Origin of the sequence: Halomonas sp. ND22Bw, from assembly GCF_003011945.1 — a bacterium.
GTDB lineage: Bacteria > Pseudomonadota > Gammaproteobacteria > Pseudomonadales > Halomonadaceae > Halomonas > Halomonas halophila.
This window is the reverse complement of record NZ_PXWD01000009.1, coordinates 1-23,098: the sequence shown is the minus strand read 5'-3', so window position 1 is coordinate 23,098 and position 23,098 is coordinate 1. Positions and strand designations below refer to the sequence as shown.

At 67.8% G+C, this 23,098-nt stretch carries 20 protein-coding genes; 13 read left to right on the top strand and 7 right to left on the bottom strand.

Annotation, left to right across the window (positions count from 1 at the left end; genetic code table 11):
• The first annotated feature begins 29 nt into the window (after nt 1–29).
• From CVH10_RS12240 to CVH10_RS12200, 9 genes are all read left to right on the top strand, one after another.
• Nucleotides 30–1,319: an FAD-binding oxidoreductase gene (locus CVH10_RS12240; protein ID WP_106488829.1), complete on the top strand. Its 1,290-nt coding sequence runs from the start codon at nt 30–32 to the stop codon at nt 1,317–1,319.
• 31 nt (nt 1,320–1,350) lie between these two features.
• Nucleotides 1,351–2,475 carry an ABC transporter ATP-binding protein gene (locus CVH10_RS12235; RefSeq protein WP_106488828.1) on the top strand — a complete coding sequence of 375 codons (1,125 nt, stop codon included), beginning with the start codon at nt 1,351–1,353 and terminating at the stop codon, nt 2,473–2,475.
• A gap of 10 nt (nt 2,476–2,485) precedes the next feature.
• A complete protein-coding gene (locus tag CVH10_RS12230; RefSeq protein ID WP_035597840.1) occupies nt 2,486–3,409 on the top strand; it encodes an ABC transporter permease in 924 nt (307 codons plus the stop codon).
• Nucleotides 3,406–4,203 carry an ABC transporter permease gene (locus tag CVH10_RS12225; RefSeq protein ID WP_035597845.1) on the top strand — a complete coding sequence of 266 codons (798 nt, stop codon included), beginning with the start codon at nt 3,406–3,408 and terminating at the stop codon, nt 4,201–4,203. Before CVH10_RS12230 ends, CVH10_RS12225 begins: the two co-directional genes overlap by 4 nt.
• 38 nt (nt 4,204–4,241) lie before the next feature.
• Nucleotides 4,242–5,306, top strand: coding sequence for a PotD/PotF family extracellular solute-binding protein (locus CVH10_RS12220; protein WP_035597848.1), 1,065 nt, complete (start codon nt 4,242–4,244; stop codon nt 5,304–5,306).
• A gap of 55 nt (nt 5,307–5,361) precedes the next feature.
• Complete coding sequence (locus CVH10_RS12215; protein WP_035597851.1) at nt 5,362–6,726, top strand: glutamine synthetase family protein; 1,365 nt, start codon at nt 5,362–5,364, stop codon at nt 6,724–6,726.
• A gap of 60 nt (nt 6,727–6,786) precedes the next feature.
• On the top strand, nt 6,787–7,860 hold the full coding sequence (locus tag CVH10_RS12210; RefSeq protein ID WP_106488827.1) for a PotD/PotF family extracellular solute-binding protein: 1,074 nt from the start codon (nt 6,787–6,789) through the stop codon (nt 7,858–7,860).
• Nucleotides 7,861–8,028: 168 nt separating this feature from the next.
• Entirely contained in the window at nt 8,029–9,321 is a 1,293-nt protein-coding gene (locus tag CVH10_RS12205) for an FAD-binding oxidoreductase (protein ID WP_046079806.1), read from the top strand.
• 243 nt (nt 9,322–9,564) lie between these two features.
• The gene (locus CVH10_RS12200; RefSeq protein WP_035597858.1) at nt 9,565–10,113 is read left to right on the top strand and encodes a glycine zipper 2TM domain-containing protein; all 549 of its coding nucleotides are present in this window, start codon (nt 9,565–9,567) and stop codon (nt 10,111–10,113) included.
• A 127-nt stretch (nt 10,114–10,240) separates the two neighbouring features.
• On the opposite strand, the gene CVH10_RS12195 is transcribed toward CVH10_RS12200, so the two are convergent.
• From CVH10_RS12195 to CVH10_RS12175, 5 genes are read right to left on the bottom strand one after another with little or no spacing between them, the layout of a single operon-like run.
• Entirely contained in the window at nt 10,241–10,486 is a 246-nt protein-coding gene (locus CVH10_RS12195) for a formate dehydrogenase subunit delta (protein ID WP_035597861.1), read from the bottom strand.
• A gap of 10 nt (nt 10,487–10,496) precedes the next feature.
• Nucleotides 10,497–11,351, bottom strand: coding sequence for a formate dehydrogenase accessory sulfurtransferase FdhD (gene fdhD, locus CVH10_RS12190; protein ID WP_035597864.1), 855 nt, complete (start codon nt 11,349–11,351; stop codon nt 10,497–10,499).
• Nucleotides 11,348–14,227: a formate dehydrogenase subunit alpha gene (gene fdhF, locus CVH10_RS12185; RefSeq protein ID WP_035597867.1), complete on the bottom strand. Its 2,880-nt coding sequence runs from the start codon at nt 14,225–14,227 to the stop codon at nt 11,348–11,350. The genes fdhD and fdhF overlap by 4 nt, the downstream gene beginning before the upstream one ends.
• A complete protein-coding gene (locus CVH10_RS12180; RefSeq protein WP_106488826.1) occupies nt 14,224–15,780 on the bottom strand; it encodes an NADH-quinone oxidoreductase subunit NuoF in 1,557 nt (518 codons plus the stop codon). The genes fdhF and CVH10_RS12180 overlap by 4 nt, the downstream gene beginning before the upstream one ends.
• A complete protein-coding gene (locus CVH10_RS12175) occupies nt 15,777–16,271 on the bottom strand; it encodes a formate dehydrogenase subunit gamma (RefSeq protein WP_035597873.1) in 495 nt (164 codons plus the stop codon). Before CVH10_RS12175 ends, CVH10_RS12180 begins: the two co-directional genes overlap by 4 nt.
• A 133-nt stretch (nt 16,272–16,404) precedes the next feature.
• Between CVH10_RS12175 and CVH10_RS12170 the strand changes: the two genes are divergently transcribed.
• Nucleotides 16,405–17,466 carry a substrate-binding domain-containing protein gene (locus CVH10_RS12170; RefSeq protein ID WP_035597874.1) on the top strand — a complete coding sequence of 354 codons (1,062 nt, stop codon included), beginning with the start codon at nt 16,405–16,407 and terminating at the stop codon, nt 17,464–17,466.
• Between the two features lie 50 nt (nt 17,467–17,516).
• Here CVH10_RS12170 and CVH10_RS12165 read toward each other — a convergent pair whose 3' ends face one another.
• Together CVH10_RS12165 and CVH10_RS12160 are read right to left on the bottom strand one after the other, a co-directional pair.
• The gene (locus tag CVH10_RS12165) at nt 17,517–18,995 is read right to left on the bottom strand and encodes a Na+/H+ antiporter NhaC family protein (protein ID WP_035597875.1); all 1,479 of its coding nucleotides are present in this window, start codon (nt 18,993–18,995) and stop codon (nt 17,517–17,519) included.
• Nucleotides 18,996–19,140: 145 nt separating this feature from the next.
• Complete coding sequence (locus CVH10_RS12160; RefSeq protein ID WP_106488825.1) at nt 19,141–20,517, bottom strand: glutamine synthetase family protein; 1,377 nt, start codon at nt 20,515–20,517, stop codon at nt 19,141–19,143.
• Nucleotides 20,518–20,544: 27 nt separating this feature from the next.
• Between CVH10_RS12160 and CVH10_RS25325 the strand changes: the two genes are divergently transcribed.
• Genes CVH10_RS25325 through CVH10_RS12150 form a run of 3 tightly spaced genes read left to right on the top strand, consistent with a single transcriptional unit; the run spans nt 20,545 to nt 22,976 of the window.
• Nucleotides 20,545–20,739, top strand: a complete 195-nt coding sequence (locus CVH10_RS25325) for a hypothetical protein (protein WP_146142931.1) — start codon at nt 20,545–20,547, stop codon at nt 20,737–20,739.
• A 34-nt stretch (nt 20,740–20,773) separates the two neighbouring features.
• Nucleotides 20,774–21,547, top strand: a complete 774-nt coding sequence (locus CVH10_RS12155) for a gamma-glutamyl-gamma-aminobutyrate hydrolase family protein (protein ID WP_106488824.1) — start codon at nt 20,774–20,776, stop codon at nt 21,545–21,547.
• 31 nt (nt 21,548–21,578) lie between these two features.
• A complete protein-coding gene (locus tag CVH10_RS12150; protein ID WP_106488823.1) occupies nt 21,579–22,976 on the top strand; it encodes an aspartate aminotransferase family protein in 1,398 nt (465 codons plus the stop codon).
• Nucleotides 22,977–23,098 lie beyond the last annotated feature (122 nt).

Here is a 23,098-nt window from a genome sequence, read left to right as displayed (position 1 = left end):
TATTCAACAACAATAACAGGATGCAATGTATGAGCAGTTCCGTCTCCGACGGCCCGGCCTCGTGGTATCGCGCCTCGGTCGCCGTCGAGCTCGAGCCCTGTCGACCGCTGGAAGGGGAGGCACGGGCGGACGTGTGCGTGATCGGTGGCGGTGTCACCGGCTGTTCGACCGCTCTGCACCTGGCCGAACAGGGCTACTCGGTGGTGCTGCTGGAGGCCGGCGACGTCGGTCATGGCGCTTCTGGCCGTAGCGGCGGGCAGATCCTGCCGGGATTGGGCACCGATATCACCACCGTCCAGCAAGCCATGGGCCTGACCCGCGCGCGGGAGGTGTGGGAAATGAGCCGCGAGGCGGTGCGTCTCACCGCCGAGCTGGTCGAGCGCCACGCCATTCCCTGCGAGCTGGCCTGGGGGTATCTGCATGCCGCGGTGAAGCCGCGACATGTTCGTGAGCTCGAGGCCTTCCGTGAACAGCTGTCTCGGGACTACGGCTACGAGGCCCTCGAATGGCTCGAGGGCGATGCCCTGCGCGAGCACGTGGTCACCGATGCCTACCCGGCCGCCCTTCATGACCGCGAGGGCGGCCACCTTCACCCTCTCAACTACACCCTGGGACTGGCCCGGGCCGCGCAGCGCGCGGGAGTGCGTCTCCACCCCCGCAGTGCCGCCGTCGAGATCCGGCGTGGCCGGCCGGCCACCGTCCTCACCGAGCATGGTCGCGTGAGCGCGGACTTCGTGGTGCTGGCGGCCAATGCCTACCACCGCGACCTGGTGCCGGAGCTTTCCGGGCGCATCATGCGCGCCGCGAACTACATGATCGCCACCGCTCCGCTGAGCGAGGCCCAGGCGGCGCAGGTGCTGCCCAGAAACGATGCCCTGTCCGACGCCAACTTCGTGCTCGACTACTATCGGCTCAGCGCCGACCGTCGCCTGATTTACGGCGGTGAGGTCAGCTACGACGGTCGCGAACCTCCGCGGCTCCAATCGCGCATGGACGCCAAGATCGCCCGGCTGTTCCCGGTGCTCGAGGGCGTGCCGATCGAATATCGCTGGGGCGGCGACGTGGCGATCACCCTGAACCGGGCCCCGGATTTCGGTCGCCTGGGCGACAATCTCTACTATGCCCAGGGCTATTCCGGCCATGGCATGGCCCTGGCGGGACTGGCCGGCAAGCTGATGGCCGAGGCGATCCGCGGTCAGAGCGAGCGTTTCGATGTCTTCGCCGCCATGCCGCACCGCCAGTTCCCGGGCGGGCGAGCCCTGCGAAAGCCGCTGCTGGTGCTGGCCACCAATTTCTACAAACTGCGCGACCGGCTCTGAGGGGCCGCCGACAAGTGAAGAGGGTATCCCCATGAGCGAGACCATCACGGCGGAGATCGCCGACGAGCCGGGGCTGCGCCCGGCCGTCGAGGAACGGGATCGGGTCAGCCGCAAGGCGTCCTCGATCGAGATGCAGAGCCTGCACAAGCGCTTCGGGCGCGATACCGTGGCCCTCGACGGCGTCGACCTGGACATCCAGGCCGGCGAGTTCTTCACCCTGCTGGGGCCGTCCGGCTGTGGCAAGACGACCCTGCTGCGGATCCTCGCCGGCCTCGAGGAGCCGGATGACGGCTCACTGGTCGTGGGCGGCAAGAACGTCACCGAGGTGCCGCCCCACCGGCGTAGCGTCAACACCGTCTTTCAGTCCTACGCGTTGTTTCCGCATCTTTCGGTGCGCGAGAACCTGGCCTTCGGGCTGAAGATGCGCGGCCTGTCGGCCCACGAGCGCAACGCCAAGGTCGACGAGATCGCCCGCTTCATCAAGCTCGGCGACCTGGTCGAGCGGCGTGTCGATCAGCTCTCCGGAGGCCAGCGCCAGCGCATCGCCCTGGCCCGGGCGCTGGTCTGCGAGCCCGATGTGCTGCTGCTCGACGAGCCGCTTTCGGCGCTGGACGCCGGCCTGCGCAGCCAGCTGCAGGTGGAGTTGCTGCGGGTGCAGAAGCGTCTCGGCATGACCTTCGTGTTCGTCACCCACGACCAGGACGAGGCGATGGTCATGTCCGACCGCATCGCCGTGCTCAACGGTGGCAACATCCAGCAGGTCGGGGCGCCGCGTGACGTCTACGAACGACCGGTGAACGCCTTCGTGGCCCGGTTCATGGGACATGACAATCTCTACCCGATCAGCGCCCGCGAGGGGGAACGCCTGACCACGGCGCTGGGGACGCTCACCGTCGAGGACGCCGGTGACGGCGATCTGCTGTTGATCCGCCCCGAGACGCTCGATCTGTTGCCCGGAGAAGCCGCGGGCGACAACCACCTGACGGCGACGGTGGCCGAGCGTCTCTATCGCGGCAGCCACGCCGAGTTCCGTCTGGAGATCGGCGACACCTCCCTGCAGGCCACGGTCAGCAACCGCGGCCGTCACCTGCCCGAAGTGGGCGATACGGTGACGGTAACGGTGGCGCCGGAAGACCTGGTCACCCTGAGCGAGTGAGGAGGTGGATATGTCCTATTCCGGCGTAATGCCCTCGGCGCGCAGCCGGGCCATGGTCCGCGAGACCCGCCACCTGCTGTTCACGGTGACCCCGGGGGCGTTCTGGATCCTGCTGTTCCTGGTACTGCCGAGTGCCTATCTGATGGGCGTGGCCTTCATGACCAACGGGCCCTATGGCCTGCCGCAGATGCCGCTGTCGCTGGCGTCTTTCGAGCGCCTGGCGGGGTTCGGCTTCCTGGGCTGGAGCCCGGGCAACCTCTATACCCTGCTGCGCTCGCTGTGGCAGACCCTGGTGTCCACAGCCCTGGTGGTGGTGGTGGCCTATCCCATCGCTTACTACATCACCACCTGCCGCGAGAAGTGGCGGCCGATCCTGCTGCTCGCCGTGGTGGTGCCGTCCTGGACCAACCAGGTGATCCGCACCTTCGGCTGGATGAACCTGCTGGCGCCGGGGACTCCCCTGTCCGAGCTGGCCGAGGGGCTGGGGCTGGTCGCCCCCAACATGGGCCTGTATCCCTCCAACTTCGCGGTCACCCTGGGGCTGGTCTACAACTTCCTGCCCTTCATGGTGCTGCCGCTCTACGGCGCCTTCGAGAAGCTGGATACCGCCCAGGTGGAGGCCGCCCAGGACCTCTACGCCAGCCCGGTGCGCGCCTTCTGGCACGCCGTCTTCCCGCAGACCCTGCCGGGGCTGCTCGCGGGCATCGTGCTGGTGGCCATTCCGGCCTTCGGCATGTACGTGATCCCCGAGCTGCTGGGCGGTGGCAAGGGCATGATGCTCGGCAACCTGGTGGCCAACCAGTTCTCGGGCGGGGCCAACTGGCCGCTGGGCGCGGCCGGCGCGATCCTGATGCTGCTGGCGACCTTCATCGGGCTCTACGTCATGCGTCGTCTCGGCAAGCGTCTGGGCGGCGGCGAGGAGGTGGTGATATGAGAAAGCGGACCCTGCATCGTGGCCTGACCGGTTTCTGGTGGCTGACCCTGGCCTTTCTCTATCTGCCGCTGGCGGTCGTGGTACTGTTCTCCTTCAACTCCGCCAACAGCTCGGCCAACTTCGCCGACTTCTCGCTGCGCTGGTATTTCCAGCTGCTGGGCAACGAGGAGATCCTGTCGGCCTTCGGTAACAGCCTGGTGCTGGCCATCTGCTCCTCGGTGATCGCCCTGGGGATCGGCTGCGTGTTCGGCTACGGCATGTACCGTCACCGTCATCGCAAGCTCGGCTGGCTGATCGTGCTGATCTACCTGCCCATCGTGCTGCCCGACATCGTCTTCGGCATCTCCGAGATGGCCTTCTTCGTGCAGATCCACGAATGGACCGGGCTGCTGTCGCCGGGGCTTGGCACCATGATCATCGCCCACGTGACCTTCCAGATTCCCTTCGTCGCGCTGATCGTGTATTCGCGCTTCGTGGGACTGGACCCGACGCTGTTCGAGGCCGCCAAGGACCTCTATGCGACGCCGGTCAAGCGGGTGGTGCACTTCATGCTGCCGACCCTCAAGCCGGCGTTGATATCCGCCTTCTTCCTGTCGTTTACGCTGTCGGTGGATGACTTCGTCATCAGTTTCTTCACCGCCGGCCCGGAGAGCGCGACCCTGCCGATCTATATCTGGGGCGCGATCAAGAAGGGGGTCTCGCCGGAGATCAACGCCATCGCCGCGTTGATGATCTTTGCCGTGGCCGCGGCCGCCATCCTGAGTCTGGCATTCAGCCGTCGTCGGCCGTCCTGAGCCGGCATCATTACCTAGGGAACGAAGGAGAGCCACCCATGAAGTTCAACAAGATCGCCATGGCCCTGTCGCTGGGCGGGCTCGCGCTTGCCGGCCAAGCCCAGGCCGAGGAGGGCAAGCTTTACCTCTTCAACTGGACCGAGTACATGGACCCAGCCATCATCGAGGCGTTCGAGGACGAGTACGACGTCGAAGTGGTGCAGAACTACTTCAACTCGTTGCCGGAAATGTTCGCCAAGCTCAACGCTGGCGGGGCCTCGCAGTACGACATCATCGTGCCGTCCAACTACTACATTCCGCGCCTGATCAAGACCGGTCTGGTCCAGGAGCTCGACACGTCGAAACTGTCCCACCTCGACAACGTCATGTCGCAGTTCCAGGACCCGTCCTACGATCCCGGTAGCCGGTACTCGGCCCCCTACCAGTGGGGCACCACCGGTATCATCTACAACGCCGAGACCTTCCCGGACGCGCCCAAGAGCTGGTCGCTGCTGTTCGACCCCGAGGTCAACGGTGACTATCCCTTCGCCCTGATCGGCGACGGCCAGGTCGGCATGGGCGGGGCCTGCGCCTTCCTGGGTCACGGCTACGACTGCACCGGCCTGGACGCCTGGCGCGAGGCGGCGCAGCTGATGATCGAGACCAAGGGACGCAACACCTTCAGCGGCTTCTCCGATGGCACCCCGGCGCTGCAGCAGCTGTCCCGTGGCGTGATCCATGCCGGCATGTCCTACAACGGGGACTACTTCTTCTACAAGAGCGAGAACCCCGAGGCCTTCGAACACCTCGAGTTCATGATCCCCGACGAGGGCGCCGAGATGTGGGTCGACGCCATGATGATCCCGTCCGGAGCCCCCAATCCGGATCTGGCCCACAAGTTCATCGACTTCATCCTCGATGCCGAGATCGGTGCCCAGCTCTCCAACTACAACTACTACGCGAGCCCCAATGCCGCGGCCGAGCCCTATCTCGACAGCGTGTTGACCCAGCCGCCGATCATGCCGTCCGACGAGGACATGGATCGACTGCTGTTCACGCCGAGCCTCGAGGGCGAGCAGCTGCAGACCTTCCAGCAGCTGTGGTCCGAGGTCAAGGCGCGGTGAGACGACGGACCCCGGCCGGGTGGCCGGGGTCCCAGCTCCAGAGCAAGGAAACCCCATGAGTAACCGTCAGGAACACCCCAATTTCAACGACTGGTTCCAGACCCGCGGCATTACCGAGGTCGAATGCCTGGTCTCCGACCTCACCGGTATCCTCAAGGGCAAGATCATGCCCGCCGGCAAGTACCTGGGCGGCGGTCGCCCGCGATTGCCGGACTCGATCTTCATCCAGACCGTCACCGGTGGCTATCCCGACGACGAGGACAGCCACTTCTGGAATCCCGCCGAACGGGACATGGAGCTGGTGCCCGACCCCGGCGCCATCTACATGGTCCCCTGGGCAGACGATGCGACGGCCCAGATCATCCATGACTGCTACTATCTGACCGGCGAGCCGGTGGAACTGTCGCCGCGTCATGTGCTCAAGCGGGTGCTGTCGCTCTACGAGGACCGGGGCTGGAAACCGGTGGTGGCACCGGAGGTCGAGTTCTTCCTGGTCAAGACCAATACCGACTCCGACTATCCGCTGGAGCCGCCGGTGGGTCGCAACGGTCGCCAGGAGAGCAGCCGCCAGTCGTTCTCCATCGATGCGGTCAACGAGTTCGACCCGCTGTTCGAGGAGATGTACGACTACTGTGATGCCATGGACCTCGACCTGGACACCCTGATCCACGAGGAGGGGGCCGGCCAGATGGAGGTCAACTTCCAGCACGGCGACCCGCTGAAGCTGGCCGACCAGGTGGTGATGTTCAAGCGCACCCTGCGCGAGACCGCCCTGCGCCACGGCATGTACGCGACCTTCATGGCCAAGCCGATGGCCAATGAGCCGGGCAGCTCGATGCACCTGCACCAGAGTCTGGTGGGCATCGAGGGCGACAACCTGTTCGCCGGGGAAGACGGCAGGCCCAGCCGGCTGTTCCAGCAGTTCATCGGCGGCCTGCAGCGTTACCTGCCGGCGGCGATGCCGCTGATGGCGCCCAACGTCAACTCCTACCGCCGGCTGATGCGCACCGAGACCAGCGGTTCGGCGCCGATCAACGTCGAGTGGGGCACCGACAACCGCACCGTGGGCCTGCGGGTGCCGGTCTCGCCGCCCGAGGCGACTCGCGTCGAGAACCGCCTGGCCGGGGCCGACGCCAATCCCTACCTGGTGATGGCGGCGTCGCTGGCCTGCGGCTATCTCGGCATGCTCAACCAGCTCGAGCCTCGCCCGGCCGTGGTGGGTTCGGCCTGGGCCGGCGGGCACAAGCTGCCCGACGACATCGGGCCGGCGCTGGACCTGCTGCATGACTGTCCCGAGCTGGCCGAGATGCTCGGCGAGCGTTTCACCCACAGCTATCTGGCCGTCAAGCGGGCCGAGCATCGGGAATACTTCCAGGTGATCAGTTCCTGGGAGCGTGAGCATCTGCTGCTGCGCGTCTAGGGGGCCCCACAAGAAGGGCGGGTGACAGGCCCGCCCGATCCTATGGCAAGGAGGCGATTCATGAGGCACTTCATTCTGGCCGGCGTGACCGGCCTCGGTCTGCTGGTTGCCGGCCCTCTGGCCGTCGCCGAGGAGGGCAAGCTTCGCCTCTTCAACTGGACGGACTACATGGCGCCCTCGATCATCGAGGGGTTCGAAGCCGAAACGGGCATCGAGGTCGTCCAGAACTACTACAACTCGAATGCCGAGCTGTTATCGAAGCTGACCGCCGGGGGAGATGCCCAGTACGATCTGGTCGTGCCCTCGGACTATTTCGTGCCCCGGCTCATCGATGCCGGCCTCATCCAGCCACTGGTGCCGGAAGGGGAAGCCCTGGAGGGCCGCGACAACATCCTGGAGGAGTTCCGTACCCCGTCTTTCGACCCCGAAGGACGCTTCACCGTGCCTTATCAGTGGGGGGTGACGGGGGTGGTCTACAACGCCGAGACCTTCCCCGACCCCGCGCCCAGCTGGTCGCTGCTCTATGATCCGGAGGTCAACGACGCCTATCCCTTCGCCCTGCTCAAGGGCGACGCCCAGTTCACCTTCGGCACCCTCTGCGCTTTCCAGGGGGCGGGCTTCGACTGCGTGGGCGAGGCGCCCTGGGTGGCGGCGGCACATGGCCTGATCGAGACCCGCCGACGGGACAACTTCGTCGGCTTCGTCGATGCGACGGCGGCCATCGAGCAGGTGGCCTCCGGCGTGATCCATGCCGGCGTTGCCTATAACGGCGATGTCGCGGCCAAGCGTGCGGCGGATCCCGAGCTCTATGGCCATCTCGGCTTCTTCGTGCCCGAAGAGGGCTCCCAGCGATGGGTGGACGTGATGGCGGTGCCGGCACAAGCCCCCAACCCTCAGGCGGCCAGGGCCTTCATCGAGTATCTGCTGCGCCCCGAGGTGGCGGCTCGCCTGTCCAACCACAACTTCTACACCACACCCAACGAGGCGGCGCTGCCCCTGGTGGACCCGGCCTTGCGCGAGCCACCGGTCATGCCCGCGGCCGAGACGCGACAGCACCTGTCCTTCACTCCCTCGGTGAGCGGCGAGCAGCTGCAACTGCTTCAGCAGCTGTGGAGCGATGCCCGCAGCCGCTGACGTCATGCCTTGTCCCTCGTGTGCGTCCAGGCGCCGGTCATGCCGGCGCCTTCTTGCATTCTAGAGGGTCGGATGGAAAGAAAAGCATGGCTGGTGATTGGAATTTTACGCGGTTGCGCCGTAATATTGGCTCCAGTGTGTTAAATAAAATAACCATCTGGAGGCTCTATGCGCGTCTCGAACGAAACCGAACACGTCGGCTCCTGGTACGCCGCCACCGCCAATTCGGCCCCTGAGCGACCCGCCCTGGAGGGGGAAACGAGCTGTGACGTCTGCGTGGTGGGCGCGGGCTTCTCCGGCATCTCCGCGGCCCTTCACCTGGCCGAGAAGGGCCTCAAGGTGGTGGTACTGGAAGCCGCTCGGGTCGGCTTTGGCGCCTCCGGGCGCAACGGCGGCCAGATCGTCAACAGCTACAGCCGCGACATGGACGTCATCGAGGAGAAGTACGGCGACGGGACGGCACGGGCGCTGGGCGACATGGCCTTCGAGGGCAATCGCATCATCCGCGAGCGGATCGCGCGCTACGGCATCGACTGCGACCTGCGCGACGGTAACCTCTTCGCCGCCTGCAATGCCAAGCAGATGAAGGGGCTGGTGGAGCACAAGGCGCTGTGGGAGCGCTACGGCCATCGCGAGCTGGAACTGCTCGACGGTCAAGACGTGAAGCGCGAGGTGGGCACCGAGCGCTATGTGGGCGCGCTGGTCGATCACTCCGGCGGGCACCTCCATCCGCTCAACCTGGTGCTTGGCCAGGCCGCCGCCATCGAGTCCCTGGGCGGCGTGATCCACGAGCAGACGCCGGTGACGGCCATCGAGCATGGCCAGCCGGTGCGCCTGGCCACGCCCAGCGGCACGGTCATCGCCGAGCGCGTGGTGATGGCCGGCAATGCCTATCACCAGGGCATCATGCCGGCGCTGGAGGGCAAGTCGATGCCCTGCGGTACCCAGATCATCACCACCGAGCCGCTGGACGAGGCGCGCGCCCGGGCGCTGCTGCCCAATAACCTGGCGGTCGAGGACTGCAACTACCTGCTCGACTATTTCCGCCTGACCGCCGATAACCGGCTGATCTACGGTGGTGGCGTCAATTACGGTGGCCAGGACCCGGCCGACATCGAGGCGGTGATCCGGCCCAAGATGCTCAAGACCTTCCCGGGCCTGGCGGACGTGAGCGTCGACTATGCCTGGAGCGGCACCTTCCTGATGACGCTCAACCGGCTGCCGCAGTTCGGCGTGATCAACGACAACGTCTATTACGCCCAGGGTTATTCGGGCCACGGCGTGACCTGCACCCACCTGGCCGGTCGTCTGATCGCCGAGGCCATGACCGGACGCGAGGAGCGCTTCGATGCCTTCGCCGGACTGCCGCACCTGCCGTTCCCGGGCGGGCGGATGCTGCGCGTGCCGCTTTCGGCCATGGGCGCCTGGTACTACGAGACGCGCGATCGCCTGGGCATCTGAGGGGGCACCTGCGTCGCGATGACGCCATGGCAGGCATGCTACCCAGCCCGCTGTCGCCGCTCGCCGACGGTGGCGCAGCAAGTGTGAAACCTCTTCGACCGGTCTGGAGCCGCAGACGCGGACGGTCGATACTGTCGGGCACCGGTGCGGGGCGGGAAGCCCCGGCCGCCATCGCAACCGCTGGAGCAGTGTTCCAGGATTCCAGCGAGCGGCGTGACGAGCGCCCGACGAGAGGTAACGAACATGAGCAAGTCGATCGTGGTGGGCAGCGTCCTGGCGGTACTGGGCCTCGGCGGCATGGCCTTCGGCGCCTGGCAGGTCCAGGAAAGCCGTCAGCCCCAGTTCGCCGATATCACCGGCGTGGAACCCCTGACCCGCACCGTGGAGACCCCGCGCGAGGTGTGCGAGAACGTGGTGGTGCAGCGCCAGGCGCCGACCCGCGATCCGCACAGCGTGGTCGGCACGGCGGCCGGCGCCATCGTCGGCGGGCTGCTGGGCAATCAGGTCGGCGGCGGCAGCGGCAAGAAGATCGCCACCGTAGCCGGTGCCATCGGCGGCGGCCTCGCCGGCCGCGAGGTTCAGCAGCGGGTCGAGGCCGGCCAGACCGTCTCCACCACCGAGCAGCGCTGCCACACCGTCACCGATTCCCACCAGGAGACCACCGGTTACGAGGTCAGCTGGCGCTATGACGGCCAGTCGCACACCAGCCGGCTGGACCAGCGCCCCCAGGGCGAGACGGTGCGCGTCGTGAACGGCGAGCCGCAGTGGGGCGAGCCCCGCAGCCAGAGCTGATGGGGCTCCGACGTGCGGCAGGTGCCGGCACTAAGTCAAGAACGGCAGGAAACAACAGACAGAAGGGCCGCCCCATTGGGGCGGCCCTTCTGCGTTGTGCCTGCTCCGCGGAGCGGGGCGACCCGTGTCAGCCCGCCTTGCGGGCCTGTTGCTCGGCCAGCCGCTCCACGGCCTGGCGGGCCACCGGTTCCAGGCCGCCGGCGTCGGGCTCGTCGAGGCAGGCGACGATGCGCTGCTTCATGGCTCGGGCCCAGAACTTCTCCAGGTGGCTGCAGACGCCCTCCACGGCCTCGGCTTCCTCGCGGCCGCCGCTCAGGTTGGTGGCGATCTGATTGACCATATGCACCAGGGTCTCGCCTTGATCGTGCGACATGCTCTGCTCCTCAACAACCTTGGGCCCGCGCCGACGAGGCGTCGACGGGGCGATGATAGATCAGGTGGCGGCCGGGACGGGCGAAGCCGACCAGCAGCAGCCCGGCCTGCTCGGCCTGTTCCACCGCCAGCGAGGTGGCCGCCGAGACGGCCACCAGGGCGCCGATGCCGGCGCTGGCGCTCTTGTGCACCATCTCGTAGCTGGCGCGACTCGAGACCAGGGCGAAGCCGCCGTCGCTGGGGCCGCCCTCCCGGGCCAGGGCGCCGATCAGCTTGTCGAGGGCGTTGTGGCGCCCGACATCCTCGCGTGCCAGCCGCACCCGGCCGTCGGCCTCGCACCAGGCGGCGGCATGGGTGGCCCCGGTAGCCGCCTGCAGCGCCTGGTGGTCGGCAAGGGCCCCGAGGGCGTGCTGGATGGCGTCGTCGTCGAGCGCCGGCGCCTTGACCCTCGGGATCGGGCGGATCGCCTGATCCAGCGCCTCGGTGCCGCACAGGCCACAGCCGGTGCGGCCGGCCAGGCTGCGGCGGCGTTCCTTGAGCTCCGCCAGCCGCTGGCTGGCGATGCTCAGCTGTACCGTCAGCCCGCCGGGCGCCTCGTGCACCTCCAGGTCGTAGCACTCATGGGGGTGCGCGAGGATGCCCTCGGTGAGGCTGAAGCCCAGCGCGAACTCCTCGAGGTCGGCGGGGCTGGCCATCATCACCGCGTGGGAGATGCCGTTGTAGACCAGCGCCACCGGCACCTCCAGTGCCAGGGCGTCGTCGACCGCGTCGGCGTCCCGGCCCGACGCACCGCGGTGGACCTCCACGCGCCGGTGCGTCAGGGGAGGGGCGCCGTCGCCGGGCGAGGGCGTCCCTCGACGGCTCATGAGGCGGCGTCCCTGGCCGTGGCCAGGTATTCGCGCTGCTGACGGTCGACCTCATCGAAGCGGCGCTGCCACTGCGACGGCTGGCTGACCTTCTCGACCTGCACCGCGGTCACCTTGTACTCGGGGCAGTTGGTGGCCCAGTCGGAGCTGCTGGTGGTGATCACGTTGGCGCCGCTGCCCGGGTGGTGGAAGGTGGTGTAGACCACGCCCGGCTGCATGCGCTCGCTGAGCCGCGCCCGCAGCACCGTCTGGCCGGAGCGGCTGGTGATGCCCAGCCAGTCGCCGTCCTGGATGCCGCGCACCTCGGCGTCGGAGGGGTGCAGCTCCAGCACGTCCTCGTCATGCCACACCTGGTTGTCGGTGCGCCGGGTCTGGGCGCCGACGTTGTACTGGGACAGGATCCGCCCGGTGGTCAGCAGCAGCGGGAAGCGGCGATTGGCGCGCTCCTCGGTGGCCACGTACTCGGTGATCGCGAAGCGGCCGCGGCCGATCGGGAAGTCCACCTCGTGCATGGTCGGGGTGCCCTCGGGATGCTCGTCGTTGCACGGCCACTGCAGGCTGCCGAGCTCGTCGAGCTTGTCGTAGCTGACCCCGGAGAAGGTCGGCGTGAGCCGCGCGATCTCGTCCATGATCTCGGACGGATGCGTGTACTCCATCGGGTAGCCGAGTGCACGCGCCAGGTCGACGGTGACCTCCCAGTCGGCCTTGCCGGCCACCGGCGGCATCACCTTGCGCACGCGGTTGATGCGGCGCTCGGCGTTGGTGAAGGTGCCGTCCTTCTCCAGGAAGCTCGAGCCCGGCAGGAGCACGTGGGCGTACTTGGCGGTCTCGTTGAGGAAGATGTCCTGGACGATCAGGCAGTCCAGCGAGCGCAGCGCCGCCTCCACGTGCTGGGTGTCGGGGTCCGACTGGGCGATGTCCTCGCCCTGCACGTAGAGCGCCTTGAAGCTGCCCTCGATGGCGGCGTCGAACATGTTGGGGATGCGCAGGCCCGGCTCGTCGTCGAGCTTGACGCCCCAGGCATCCTCGAAGCGGCCGCGCGCCGCGACGTCGGCGACGTGCTGGTAGCCCGGCAGCTCATGGGGGAAGGAGCCCATGTCGCAGGAGCCCTGCACGTTGTTCTGGCCGCGCAGCGGGTTCACGCCCACGCCCTCGCGGCCGATGTTGCCGGTGGCCAGCGCCAGGTTGGCGATGCCCATCACCATGGTCGAGCCCTGGCTGTGCTCGGTGACGCCCAGACCATAGTAGATGGCGCCGTTGCCGGCGGTGGCGTAGGTGCGCGCGGCGCGGCGCACGGCCTCGGCGGACACGCCGGTGATGGCTTCGGTGGCCTCCGGGGAGTGGCGCTCCTCACCGATGAAATCGCGCCAGGCGCGATACGCCTCGGTGTCGCAGCGCTTGGCGATGAAGTCGTGATCCTCGAGGCCCTCGGTGACGACCACGTGGGCCAGGGCGTTGACCAGCGCCACGTTGGTGCCCGGGCGCAGCGGCAGGTGCTGGGCATCCTCGAGGTGCGGCGTCTTGAGCAGGTCGATGCGGCGCGGATCGGCGACGATCAGCGAAGCGCCCTGGCGCAGGCGCTTGCGCATCAGCGAGCCGAACACCGGGTGGGCATCGGTGGGATTGGCGCCGATCACGATGATGGCGTCGGCTTCCATCACCGAGTCGAAGGTCTGGGTGCCGGCGGACTCGCCCAGGGTGGTCTTCAGGCCGTAGCCGGTGGGCGAGTGGCAGACCCGGGCGCAGGTATCGGTGTTGTTGTTGCCGAAGGCCGCGCGGATCAGCTTCTGCACCAGGTAGGTTTCCTCGTTGGTGCAGCGCGAGGAGGTGATGCCGCCGATGCTCTCGCGGCCGTGCTCGTCCTGGATCGCCGTGAGGCGCTTGGCGGCGAAGGAGATCGCCTCGTCCCATTCGACCGGGCGCCAGGGCTGGTCGATGGCATCGCGGATCATCGGCGAGGTGATGCGGTCCGGGTGGGTCGCGTAGCCGAAGGCGAAGCGGCCCTTGACGCAGGAGTGGCCGTGGTTCGCGTCGCCGCCCTTGTAGGGCACCATGCGCACCAGCTGGTCGCCCTTCATCTGGGCCTCGAAGGAGCAGCCGACGCCGCAGTAGGCACAGGTGGTGATCACGCTGTGCTCGGGCTGGCCGGCGTCGATGACGCTCTTCTCCATCAGCGTCGAGGTCGGGCAGGCCTGGACACAGGCGCCGCAGGACACGCACTCGGAGTCCATGAAGGCCTCGTCCTGTCCGGCGGCCACCGTCGAGTCGAAGCCGCGGCCGTCGATGGTCAGCGCGAAGGTGCCCTGCACCTCCTCGCAGGCCCGCACGCAGCGCGAGCAGACGATGCACTTGCTGGGATCGAAGCTGAAGTAGGGGTTGGAGTGGTCGGTCTCGGCGGCCAGGTGGTTCTCGCCCTCGAAGCCGTAGCGCACCTCGCGCAGGCCCACCGCGCCGGCCATGTCCTGCAGCTCGCAGTCGCCGTTGGCCGGACAGGTCAGGCAGTCCAGCGGGTGGTCGGAGATGTAGAGCTCCATGATGTTGCGGCGCAGCCGGGCCAGGCGGTCGTTCTGGGTGGTGACCTTCATGCCCTCGGCCACCGGGGTGGTGCAGGCCGCCGGCGTGCCGCGCCGGCCCTCGACCTGGACGGCGCACAGTCGGCAGGAGCCGAAGGCTTCCAGGCTGTCGGTGGCGCACAGCTTGGGAATGTTGATATCGGCCAGGGCCGCGGCGCGCAGCACCGAGGTGCCCTCGGGCACGGTGATCTCGACGCCGTCGATCTCGACGCTCACCGGGGCCGCGTCGGCGGCCGGTGCCGGGGTGCCCAGGTCCTTGGCCAGTGCCTTGTCGTGCTGGCTGGGATCGAAGTGCTGAATCATGAGCGGTCTCCTTCCGGCGCGCGCTGGAAGTCGTCGGGGAAGTGTTTCAGGGCGCTCTGCACCGGGAAGGGCGTCATGCCGCCCATGGCGCACAGCGAACCGTCTTCCATGGTCTCGCAGAGCTCACCGAGGAGCTCGAGGTTGGCGTCGCGGTTCTCGCCGGCACGGATGCGGTCGATGACCTCCACCCCGCGGGTCGAGCCGATGCGGCAGGGCGTGCACTTGCCACAGGACTCTTCCTTGCAGAACTCCATCGAGAAGCGGGCCTGCTCGGCCATGTCGACGCTGTCGTCGAACATCACCACGCCGCCGTGGCCGACGCCCGCGCCGACCTCGGCGAAGGTCTCGTAGTCCAGCGGCATGTCCCACTGGCTCTCGGGCAGATAGGCGCACAGCGGACCGCCGACCTGCACGGCGCGCAGCGGACGACCGCTGGCGGTGCCGCCGCCGAAGTCTTCCATCAGGGTGCGCAGGGTGGTGCCGAAGGCCAGCTCGATCAGGCCGCCGCGCTTGACGTTGCCGGCCAGCTGCAGCGCCAGGGTGCCGCGGGAGCGCCCCATGCCATGGTTGGCGTAGGCCTCGGCGCCCTCGGCGAGGATGAAGGGCACGGCGGCCAGCGACAGTACGTTGTTGACCACGGTGGGGCGGCCGAACAGGCCCTCGATGGCCGGCAGCGGCGGCTTGAAGCGCACCAGGCCGCGCTTGCCCTCGAGGCTCTCCAGCAGCGAGGTCTCCTCGCCGCAGATGTAGGCGCCGGCGCCCATGCGCACTTCCAGATGGAAGGTCCGGCCGCTGCCCTGGAGGTCGTCGCCCAGGTAGCCGGCGGCCTCGGCGCGCGCGATGGCGTCGTCGAGGATCTCCTTGGCCAGCGGGTACTCGGAGCGCAGGTAGATGTAGCCCTGGGTGGCGTTCACGGCGAGCCCGGCGATGGCCATGCCCTCGATCAGCACGTACGGGTCGCACTCCATCACCAGGCGGTCGGCGAAGGTGCCGGAGTCGCCCTCGTCGGCGTTGCAGACGATGTATTTCTGGTCCGCCGGGGCGTCGAGCACGGTCTGCCACTTGATGCCGGTGGGGAAGGCCGCGCCGCCGCGGCCGCGCAGGCCGGAGGCCTTGACCTCCTCGACGATGTCCTGGGGCTCGAGCGCCAGCGCGGCCTCGAGGCCGCGGAAGCCGTCGTGGGCCTTGTAGTCATCGACCGACAGCGGATCGGTCACGCCGATGCGGGCGAAGGTCAGGCGCTGCTGTCGGGCGAGATAGGGGATCGACTCGGTCGGCCCCTGGGCCAGCGCGTGGCCGTCACGCCCCTCGAGCAGGCCCTCATCGAGCAGCGACGGCACGTCGGCGGGCGTCACCGGGCCATAGGCGACGCGGCCGGCGGGGGTCTCGACCTCGACCAGCGGCTCGAGCCAGGCCAGGCCGCGGGAGCCGTTGCGCACCACGGTCAGCTCGAGGCCGCGGCGTTCGGCCTCGCGCTCCAGGCGCGTGGCGACGGCGTCGGCGCCCAGCGAGAGGGCGGTGGTATCACGGGGAACGAAGACGCGGACACTCATCCGAGCACCTCCAGCGGCTGGGTGCGGAGTTCATCGACCAGGGCATCGAAGCTCTCGGGCGTCACGCGGCCGAGGATCTGGTCGTCGACGCGAACCGAGGGGCCGCAGGCGCAGTTGCCCAGGCAGTAGACGGCCTCGAGGGTGATCTCGCGGTCGGCGGTGGTCTGGTGGTAGCCGACGCCGAGGGTGGCCTGGGCATGGGCTTCCAGGGTGCGGGCACCGCGGGCCTGACAGGCCTCGGCGCGGCACACCTGGACCACATGGCGGCCCGGCGGCGAGGTGCGGAAATGGTGGTAGAAGCTGATCACCCCGTGCACCTCGGCGCGGGTGAGGCCCAGCGATTCGGCGATGATCGGCACCGCGCCCTCGGGCACATGGTCGAAGCGGTCCTGAAGGGCGTGCAGGATCGGCAGCAGGGCGCCGGGCTTGTGCTTCAGGGCGTCGATCTCGGCCTGGACCGCCTGGGGCGTCCACTCTCGGGAATCGTTCATCGAGTACCCCTGGTTATCATTGTAGCTGGCTTTTAAATATGCACGCTTCTTCATATTTTGGGCGGGGCGTGCGTCACGGTCGCGGTAAAGCTAGCATTGGTGTTTCCACGGCGAAATATGAAACTTACTTCACATGAAGCGTATCCGCATCACGCCGGCCTGGTACTTCAGCGACGAGGCCGGTAACCAGCTCGATCCCAAGCTGTTCGGCCTGCTCGAGGCGGTGCATCGCCACGGCAAGCTCACCCAGGCCGCCGAGGCTGTCGGTATCTCCTATCGCCATGCCTGGAACCTGCTCAACAAGTGGGGCGAGTTCTTCGGCATCGCCCTGGTCGACCTCGAGCGTGGCAAGGGGGCACGACTGTCGCCACTGGGCGAGAAGCTGCTGTGGGCCGAGCAGCGGGTGATTGCCCGACTGGGGCCGCAGCTGGAGAGCCTGGGCTCCGAGCTCAACCTCGCCATCCAGCAGACCCTCGAGGGCGTCAAGCCGGTGCTGCGGCTCTATGCCACCCACGGCTATGCCGTGGAGCTGCTCCCGGCCTATCTCGATGAGCTGCGCCTCGATCTGCAATATTGTAGTTCCCGTGAGGCCCTCTCGGCGCTGCATCGCGGGGCCTGCGATCTGGCCGGTTTCCACCTGCCGCGGGGGGAGGTCGGCAAGCGGGTGAGCCGCGGCTATCGAGACCTGCTCAAGCCGCGCAGCTATCGCGTCATCCGCTTCATCACCCGACGCCAGGGATTGATCGTGGCGCCGGGAAATCCATTGGGTGTCAAAGGGTTGAACGATCTGGCCAAGGGCGAGGTGCGCTTCATCAATCGCCAGGTGGGGTCGGGCACCCGGGCGCTGCTGGACGGCCTCCTCGAGGGCGAAGGGCTCGCGACGCGGCGCATCCGCGGCTATGAACTCGAGGAATACACCCACTCGGCGGTGGCGGCCTATGTCGCTGCCGGCATGGCAGAGGTCGGTTTCGGGGTGGAGGCGGCGGCGCGGCGCTTCGGTCTCGACTTCGTGCCGCTGGCGCTGGAGGACTATCTGCTGGTCGGTCATCGGCGCAGCCTGGCGGAGCCCAAGCTGCAGTCGCTGTGTCAGGTGATCGCCGGCGAGGCGTTCCAGGCGGCGGTGGCGGAGCTGCCGGGCTACCGGCCGGATCGCTGCGGCCAGGTGGAGGGCATCGAGTCGCTGCTGCCGGATTGACGCACGCGGCGCCGGACGGCGCCGCGTGACAGGCCTGGTTCAGGTCAGGCTCAGGTCAGGACATGGCCCAGCGCCAGGAAGCCGCCGGCGGTGATCAGGGCGCCGATCAGCGCGTAGGGGAACTGGGTCAGGCCGTGCTGCATCGGCAGGCAGCCGCTGCCCTGTGAGGACAGCACCGAGGAGTCGGAGAAGAAGCAGGCGTGGCTGCCGAAGCTCGAGGCCGACAGCAGGGCACCCACCACCAGCGGCATCGGGGCATCCATGTGCTGGGCCATGGGGACCACGATGGGGATCGAGATCACGAACACGCCCCAGGAAGAGCCCGTGGCGAACACCACCACCGCCATGGACACGAACACCAGGACGGGCAGCAGCGCCGGCGTCAGATAGGGGGCGAGGGCATCGATCATGAACTGGGTCATGCCCAGCTGGTCGTTGACCTCGCGCAGCACGAAGCCCACGGCGACGATGGCCAGCGGCAGCATCATGGTACGGAAGCCGTCCATGATGCCGTCCATCAGGCTGGCGAAGGTCGCCAGGCGCTGGATGAGGTAAAGCACCAGGGTGAACAGGGTGGCGACCATCACGCCCTTGAGCAGGTCGATCTCGAAGTAGGCGCTGGCACCGATCAGCACCGCCATGGGGGCGAGGAAGTTGAACACGCCGCGCCACGGCGACTGGTTGGGCGTCGTCTCCCCCAGGGCTTCGTCCGGAGCGCCGTCGGGGATCGGCTGGCCGGCCCGGGCGCGGGCTTCGGCGGCCTTCATCGGGCCGATGTCGGGCAGCTTGCCGCTGGCCACCAGCACCACCAGGCCCATGGCCACCCAGCCGTAGAGCATGAACGGGATAGAGGCGATGTAGAGTCCCATGCCGGGGCCGTCGGTGGCGCCGTTGGTTTTCAGCAGTTCGGCGAAGTACACCGCCCAGGTGGAGATCGGCACCAGGATGCAGATCGGCGCCGCCGTGGAGTCGACGATATAGGCCAGCTTCTCGCGCGAGACGCCGAAGCGGTCGGTGAGACGCTTCATGGCCGCCGAGGTCGCCAGGGCGTTCAAGTAGTCGTCGATGAAGATCAGCACGCCCAGCAGCGCGGTGCTGAGCATCGACTGACGGCGCGTCTTGACCAGTCGGGTCATGACGTGACTGAAACTCAGGGTGCAGCCGGACTTCTCGAGCATGGCGATGAAGCCGCCCATCAGGCCGCAGACCAGGATCAGCCAGGCGATGGTCTCGTTCATCATCACCGACAGCGAGATGTCGGCCAGCTCGCCGACGAAGTCCTCCGGCTGCAGCATGATCAGGCCGGACAGCGCGCCGATGGCCAGCGCCTCGAGGGTACGGTGCGTGGCAATGGCCACCACCAGCACGATCAGCGAGGGGACCAGGCTGGCCCAGCCGTAGTCGCTGCCTGCCTCGTGGGTCAGCGTCAGCGCGGTGACCGTGCCCAGCACGGCCAGCACCAGCAGCAGGGTGCGGCCGGTACCGTCCCGGGCCGGCAGCGAGGGTGAGAAGGGGTGGGTGGTGCTCATGACGACCTCCATCTTGTGGTGTTGTGAGGTTCGGCAGGCGCGAGGCGAGCCTTGGGTCGTTGTGATCGTTGCCGGCGCGACCGTGCCGCGTCCCCGCGGGCGGTGATGCCGCCCACGGTCGAAGGTGGAAGGATGGCTTTCCTGCTCAGACGTGGCGCAGGTACCAGTCGTATTCCAGCTTGCTGACCGCCTGCATGGCCTGGTCGCGCTCGGCACGGCGGTTGGCGAGGAAGACGCGCAGGAACTGTGGTCCCAGGGCTTCGGTGAGCGCCTTGCTCTCCTCGAGCAGGTCCAGGGCCTGGCTCCAGCTGTTGGTCAGGCTGGGGGCGACCTGGTCGTAGGCATTGCCGGTGATCGCCGGCGGAGGCGTCATCTGCTGGTGCAGGCCGTGTTCGATGGCCGCCAGCAGGGTGGCGACCAGCAGGTAGGGGTTGGCGTCGGCGCCGGCCACGCGGTGCTCCAGGCGCCGTGCGGCGTTGGGGCCGGAAGGAATGCGCACCGCCACCGAGCGGTTGTCGAAGCCCCAGGTCGGCGACATGGGCACGTAGAGGCCGGGCTGGAAGCGGCGGAAGGAGTTGAGGTTGGGCGCGAACAGGGCCATCGAGGCCGGCATCATCGCCAGCAGCCCGGCCACCGCCTGCTTGAGCCGGGGGGTGCCCAGCGGGTCGCCGTCTTCGGCGGCAAAGACGTTGTGCCCGCTCTCGTCGAGCAGGCTGATATGCACGTGGGTGCCGTTGCCGGCCTCGTCGCCGTATGGCTTGGCCATGAAGGTGGCCTCGAAGCCGTGCCGCAGGGCGATGCCCTTGATCAGGCGCTTGAGCAGCACGGCGCTGTCGCAGGCCGCCAGGGCATCGTCGCAGTGAATCAGGTTGATCTCGAACTGACCGGGGGCGCATTCCTTCAGGGCGGTATCCAGCGGGAGGGCCTGGGTCTCGGCGGCGGTGTGCACCTCCTCCAGGAAGTCCGCGTATTCGTCGAGCTCGCTGATCGAGTAGAGCTGGCTATGCGTGGCGCGCTCGCCCGTCGCCGGTGAACAGGGCGGCTGCACCATGCCCAGTTCGTTTCGGCTGCGATCCACCAGGTAGAACTCCATTTCCACCGCCACCACCGGGGTGAGGCCTTCCCGCTTCAGCCGTTCGAGCACGCCGGCGAGCAGCTGACGCGGGTCGACGGGGTACGGGCCGCCGTTGCTGTCTTCCATGGTCATCAGCAGCTGCGCCTGGCGGCCATCGCGCAGCCAGGGCGTCGGCATCAGGGTGCCCGGCACGGGGCGGCAGACGCGGTCGCCGTCGCCGGTGTCCAGTCCCAGTCCCGTGGCTTCCACCGTGTTGCCGAGAATGTCCAGAGCGAAGACCGAGGCCGGCAGGTTGATGCCGTGCTCGAAGGCCTTTTCCAGGTTGTCGCGGGGGATGCGCTTGCCGCGCATCACGCCGTTGAGGTCGCTGATCAGCAGATCGATGCTGGTGACCTCGGGGTGGCGGGCCAGAAAGTCGCGGGCTTCGTCGACGGGGTGAGAGGGCATGATGACACCTGTTTTTAGGATGTTGGCATGGTCGTCATCATTGGTGTTCTTCGCTTTTGTTGTCAAATTTTTTACGCTGATGGCGCTTTTGACAATGTGGTGACTTCCGTATTTTTGATTGTTATTTCAATAATATCATTGGCTTGTGCTTTGCCAGCCGGTGCTGGTGCTTTCGTCGGGTTGGCAAGATTAAGCAACCAAGATATGTTGAGCAAACCATAACAACTTTCTGTCCTGTCGTTTCGAGGAGGCTGCCATGCAGAGCCGACCCCTGGTGGGAGTGATCGCCTGTCGCCGTGAGGTGGAAGGACATCCCGCCCATATGGTGACCGACAAGTACCTGAGCGCGCTGCGCGACTACGGGCTCGAGCCGGTGATACTGCCGGTCTGGGAGGGGGGCGACGCCGCCGCTGTGACACCGCTGCTGTCACGGCTGGACGGCCTGCTGCTGACCGGGAGTTACACCAACGTCGAGCCAGCCCGCTATGGCGCCGAGCGGGCGCCCGAGAACACCCGTGGCGATCGTCATCGCGACGCCGCGGCCATGGCCTGGGTGCCGGCGGCGCTGGACCTCGGTCTGCCGCTGCTGGGGATCTGCCGCGGTTTCCAGGAACTCAACGTGGCCTTCGGCGGCAGTCTTCACCAGGCGGTTCAGACCGTGCCCGGCATGCTCGATCATCGCGAGCCGGCGGGCGAGCGGGCGGCCCAGTATGCGCCGGCCCACGAGCTTTCGATTCGCCCGGGCGGACGCCTGGCGGCGCTGTATCCCGAGCCTCTCTCTCGGGTCAACTCCCTGCACCAGCAGGGCATCGACCGCCTCGGCGAGGGTCTGACCGCCGAGGCCCAGGCGCCGGACGGCCTGGTCGAGGCCATCTCGGTGACCGATGCGCCGGGCTTCACCCTGGCCGTGCAGTGGCATCCCGAATGGCAGCCTCGGGAGCATCCGCTCTACGACGCCATCTTCCGCGGCTTCGCCGAGGCCTGTGGCGACCATGCTCGCGTCGCCGCCCCGGTCGCGACCCCGGCCTGATCGGCCGCGCGTGTCATCAAGGAGAATCATCATGCAGACATCGCAATATCAGGCCCGCGACCGCGCGCATCATCTTCATCCGTTCACCGATTTCAAGGCGCTGGGCGAGGAGGGCAGCCGCGTCGTGACCCATGCCGAGGGCGTCTACATCCACGACAGCGAGGGGCACCGTATCCTCGACGGCATGGCGGGACTGTGGTGCGTGAACCTGGGTTACGGCCGTCGCGAGCTGGTCGAGGCGGCGACCGTTCAGCTCGAGCGGCTGCCCTACTACAACACCTTCTTCAAGACCACGCACCCGCCGGCCCTGCAGCTGGCCGAGAAGCTCTGTGAGCTCGCCCCGGCACACGTCAATCATGTCTTCTTCACCGGCTCGGGCTCCGAGGCCAACGACACCGTGCTGCGCATGGTGCGCCGCTACTGGGCGCTGAAGGGGCGCCCCGGCAAGCGCTGGGTCATCGGCCGCGAGAACGGCTATCACGGTTCCACCCTGGCCGGCATGAGTCTCGGCGGCATGGCGCCCATGCACGACCAGGGTGGGCCCTGCGTGCCGGAGATCGCTCATGTCGCGCAGCCCTATTGGTTTGGCGAGGGCCGTGACCTGTCGCCGGAGGCCTTCGGCCGCCGCTGCGCCGAGGCGCTGGAGGACAAGATCCTCGAGCTCGGCGAGGAGAACGTCGCCGCCTTCATCGCCGAGCCGGTCCAGGGAGCCGGCGGCGCCATCATGCCGCCGGCGAGCTACTGGCCGGCGGTGAAGGCCGTGCTGGCCAAGTACGATATCCTGCTGGTCGCCGATGAGGTGATCTGTGGCTTCGGCCGCCTCGGCGAGTGGTTCGGCAGTCAGCACTTCGGCCTCGAGCCGGACCTGATGCCGATCGCCAAGGGGCTTTCCTCGGGCTACCTGCCGATCGGCGGCGTGCTGGTCGGCGATCGGGTGGCCGAGGCCCTGATCGAGGAGGGGGGCGAGTTCTTCCACGGCTTCACCTACTCGGGGCATCCCACCTGCGCCGCCGTGGCGCTGAAGAACCTGGAGCTGCTGGAGGCCGAGGGCGTGGTCGATCGCGTGCGCGATGATCTGGGGCCCTATCTGGCCCGGCGCTGGGCCGAGCTGGGCAAGCATCCCATCGTCGGCGAGGCGCGCTCGCTGGGGCTGATGGGCGCCCTGGAGCTGGTCGCCGACAAGGCCTCGGGTACGCGCTTCGACAAGTCGCTGGGCGCCGGCAACCTGTGCCGCGATCTGTGCTTCGAGGCGGGGCTGGTGATGCGCTCGGTGGGCGATACCATGATCATCTCGCCGCCCCTGGTGATCACCCGCGACGAGATCGATGAACTGGTGCGCCTGGCCCGCCAGGCGCTCGACGAGACCGCGGCTCGCCTGGCCGAGCATGCGGTGACCGACAACGCCCCGCGAGAGGAGATTCGCGCATGAGCCCCGCCCCGACGACCCGTGACGACTGGCAGGCGCTGGCCGCCTCGCTGGTCGAGCAAGGCTTCGAGACCCGCGCCTACGTCGACGATGCCTTCGTCGACGCCGTCGATGGCGCGACCCTG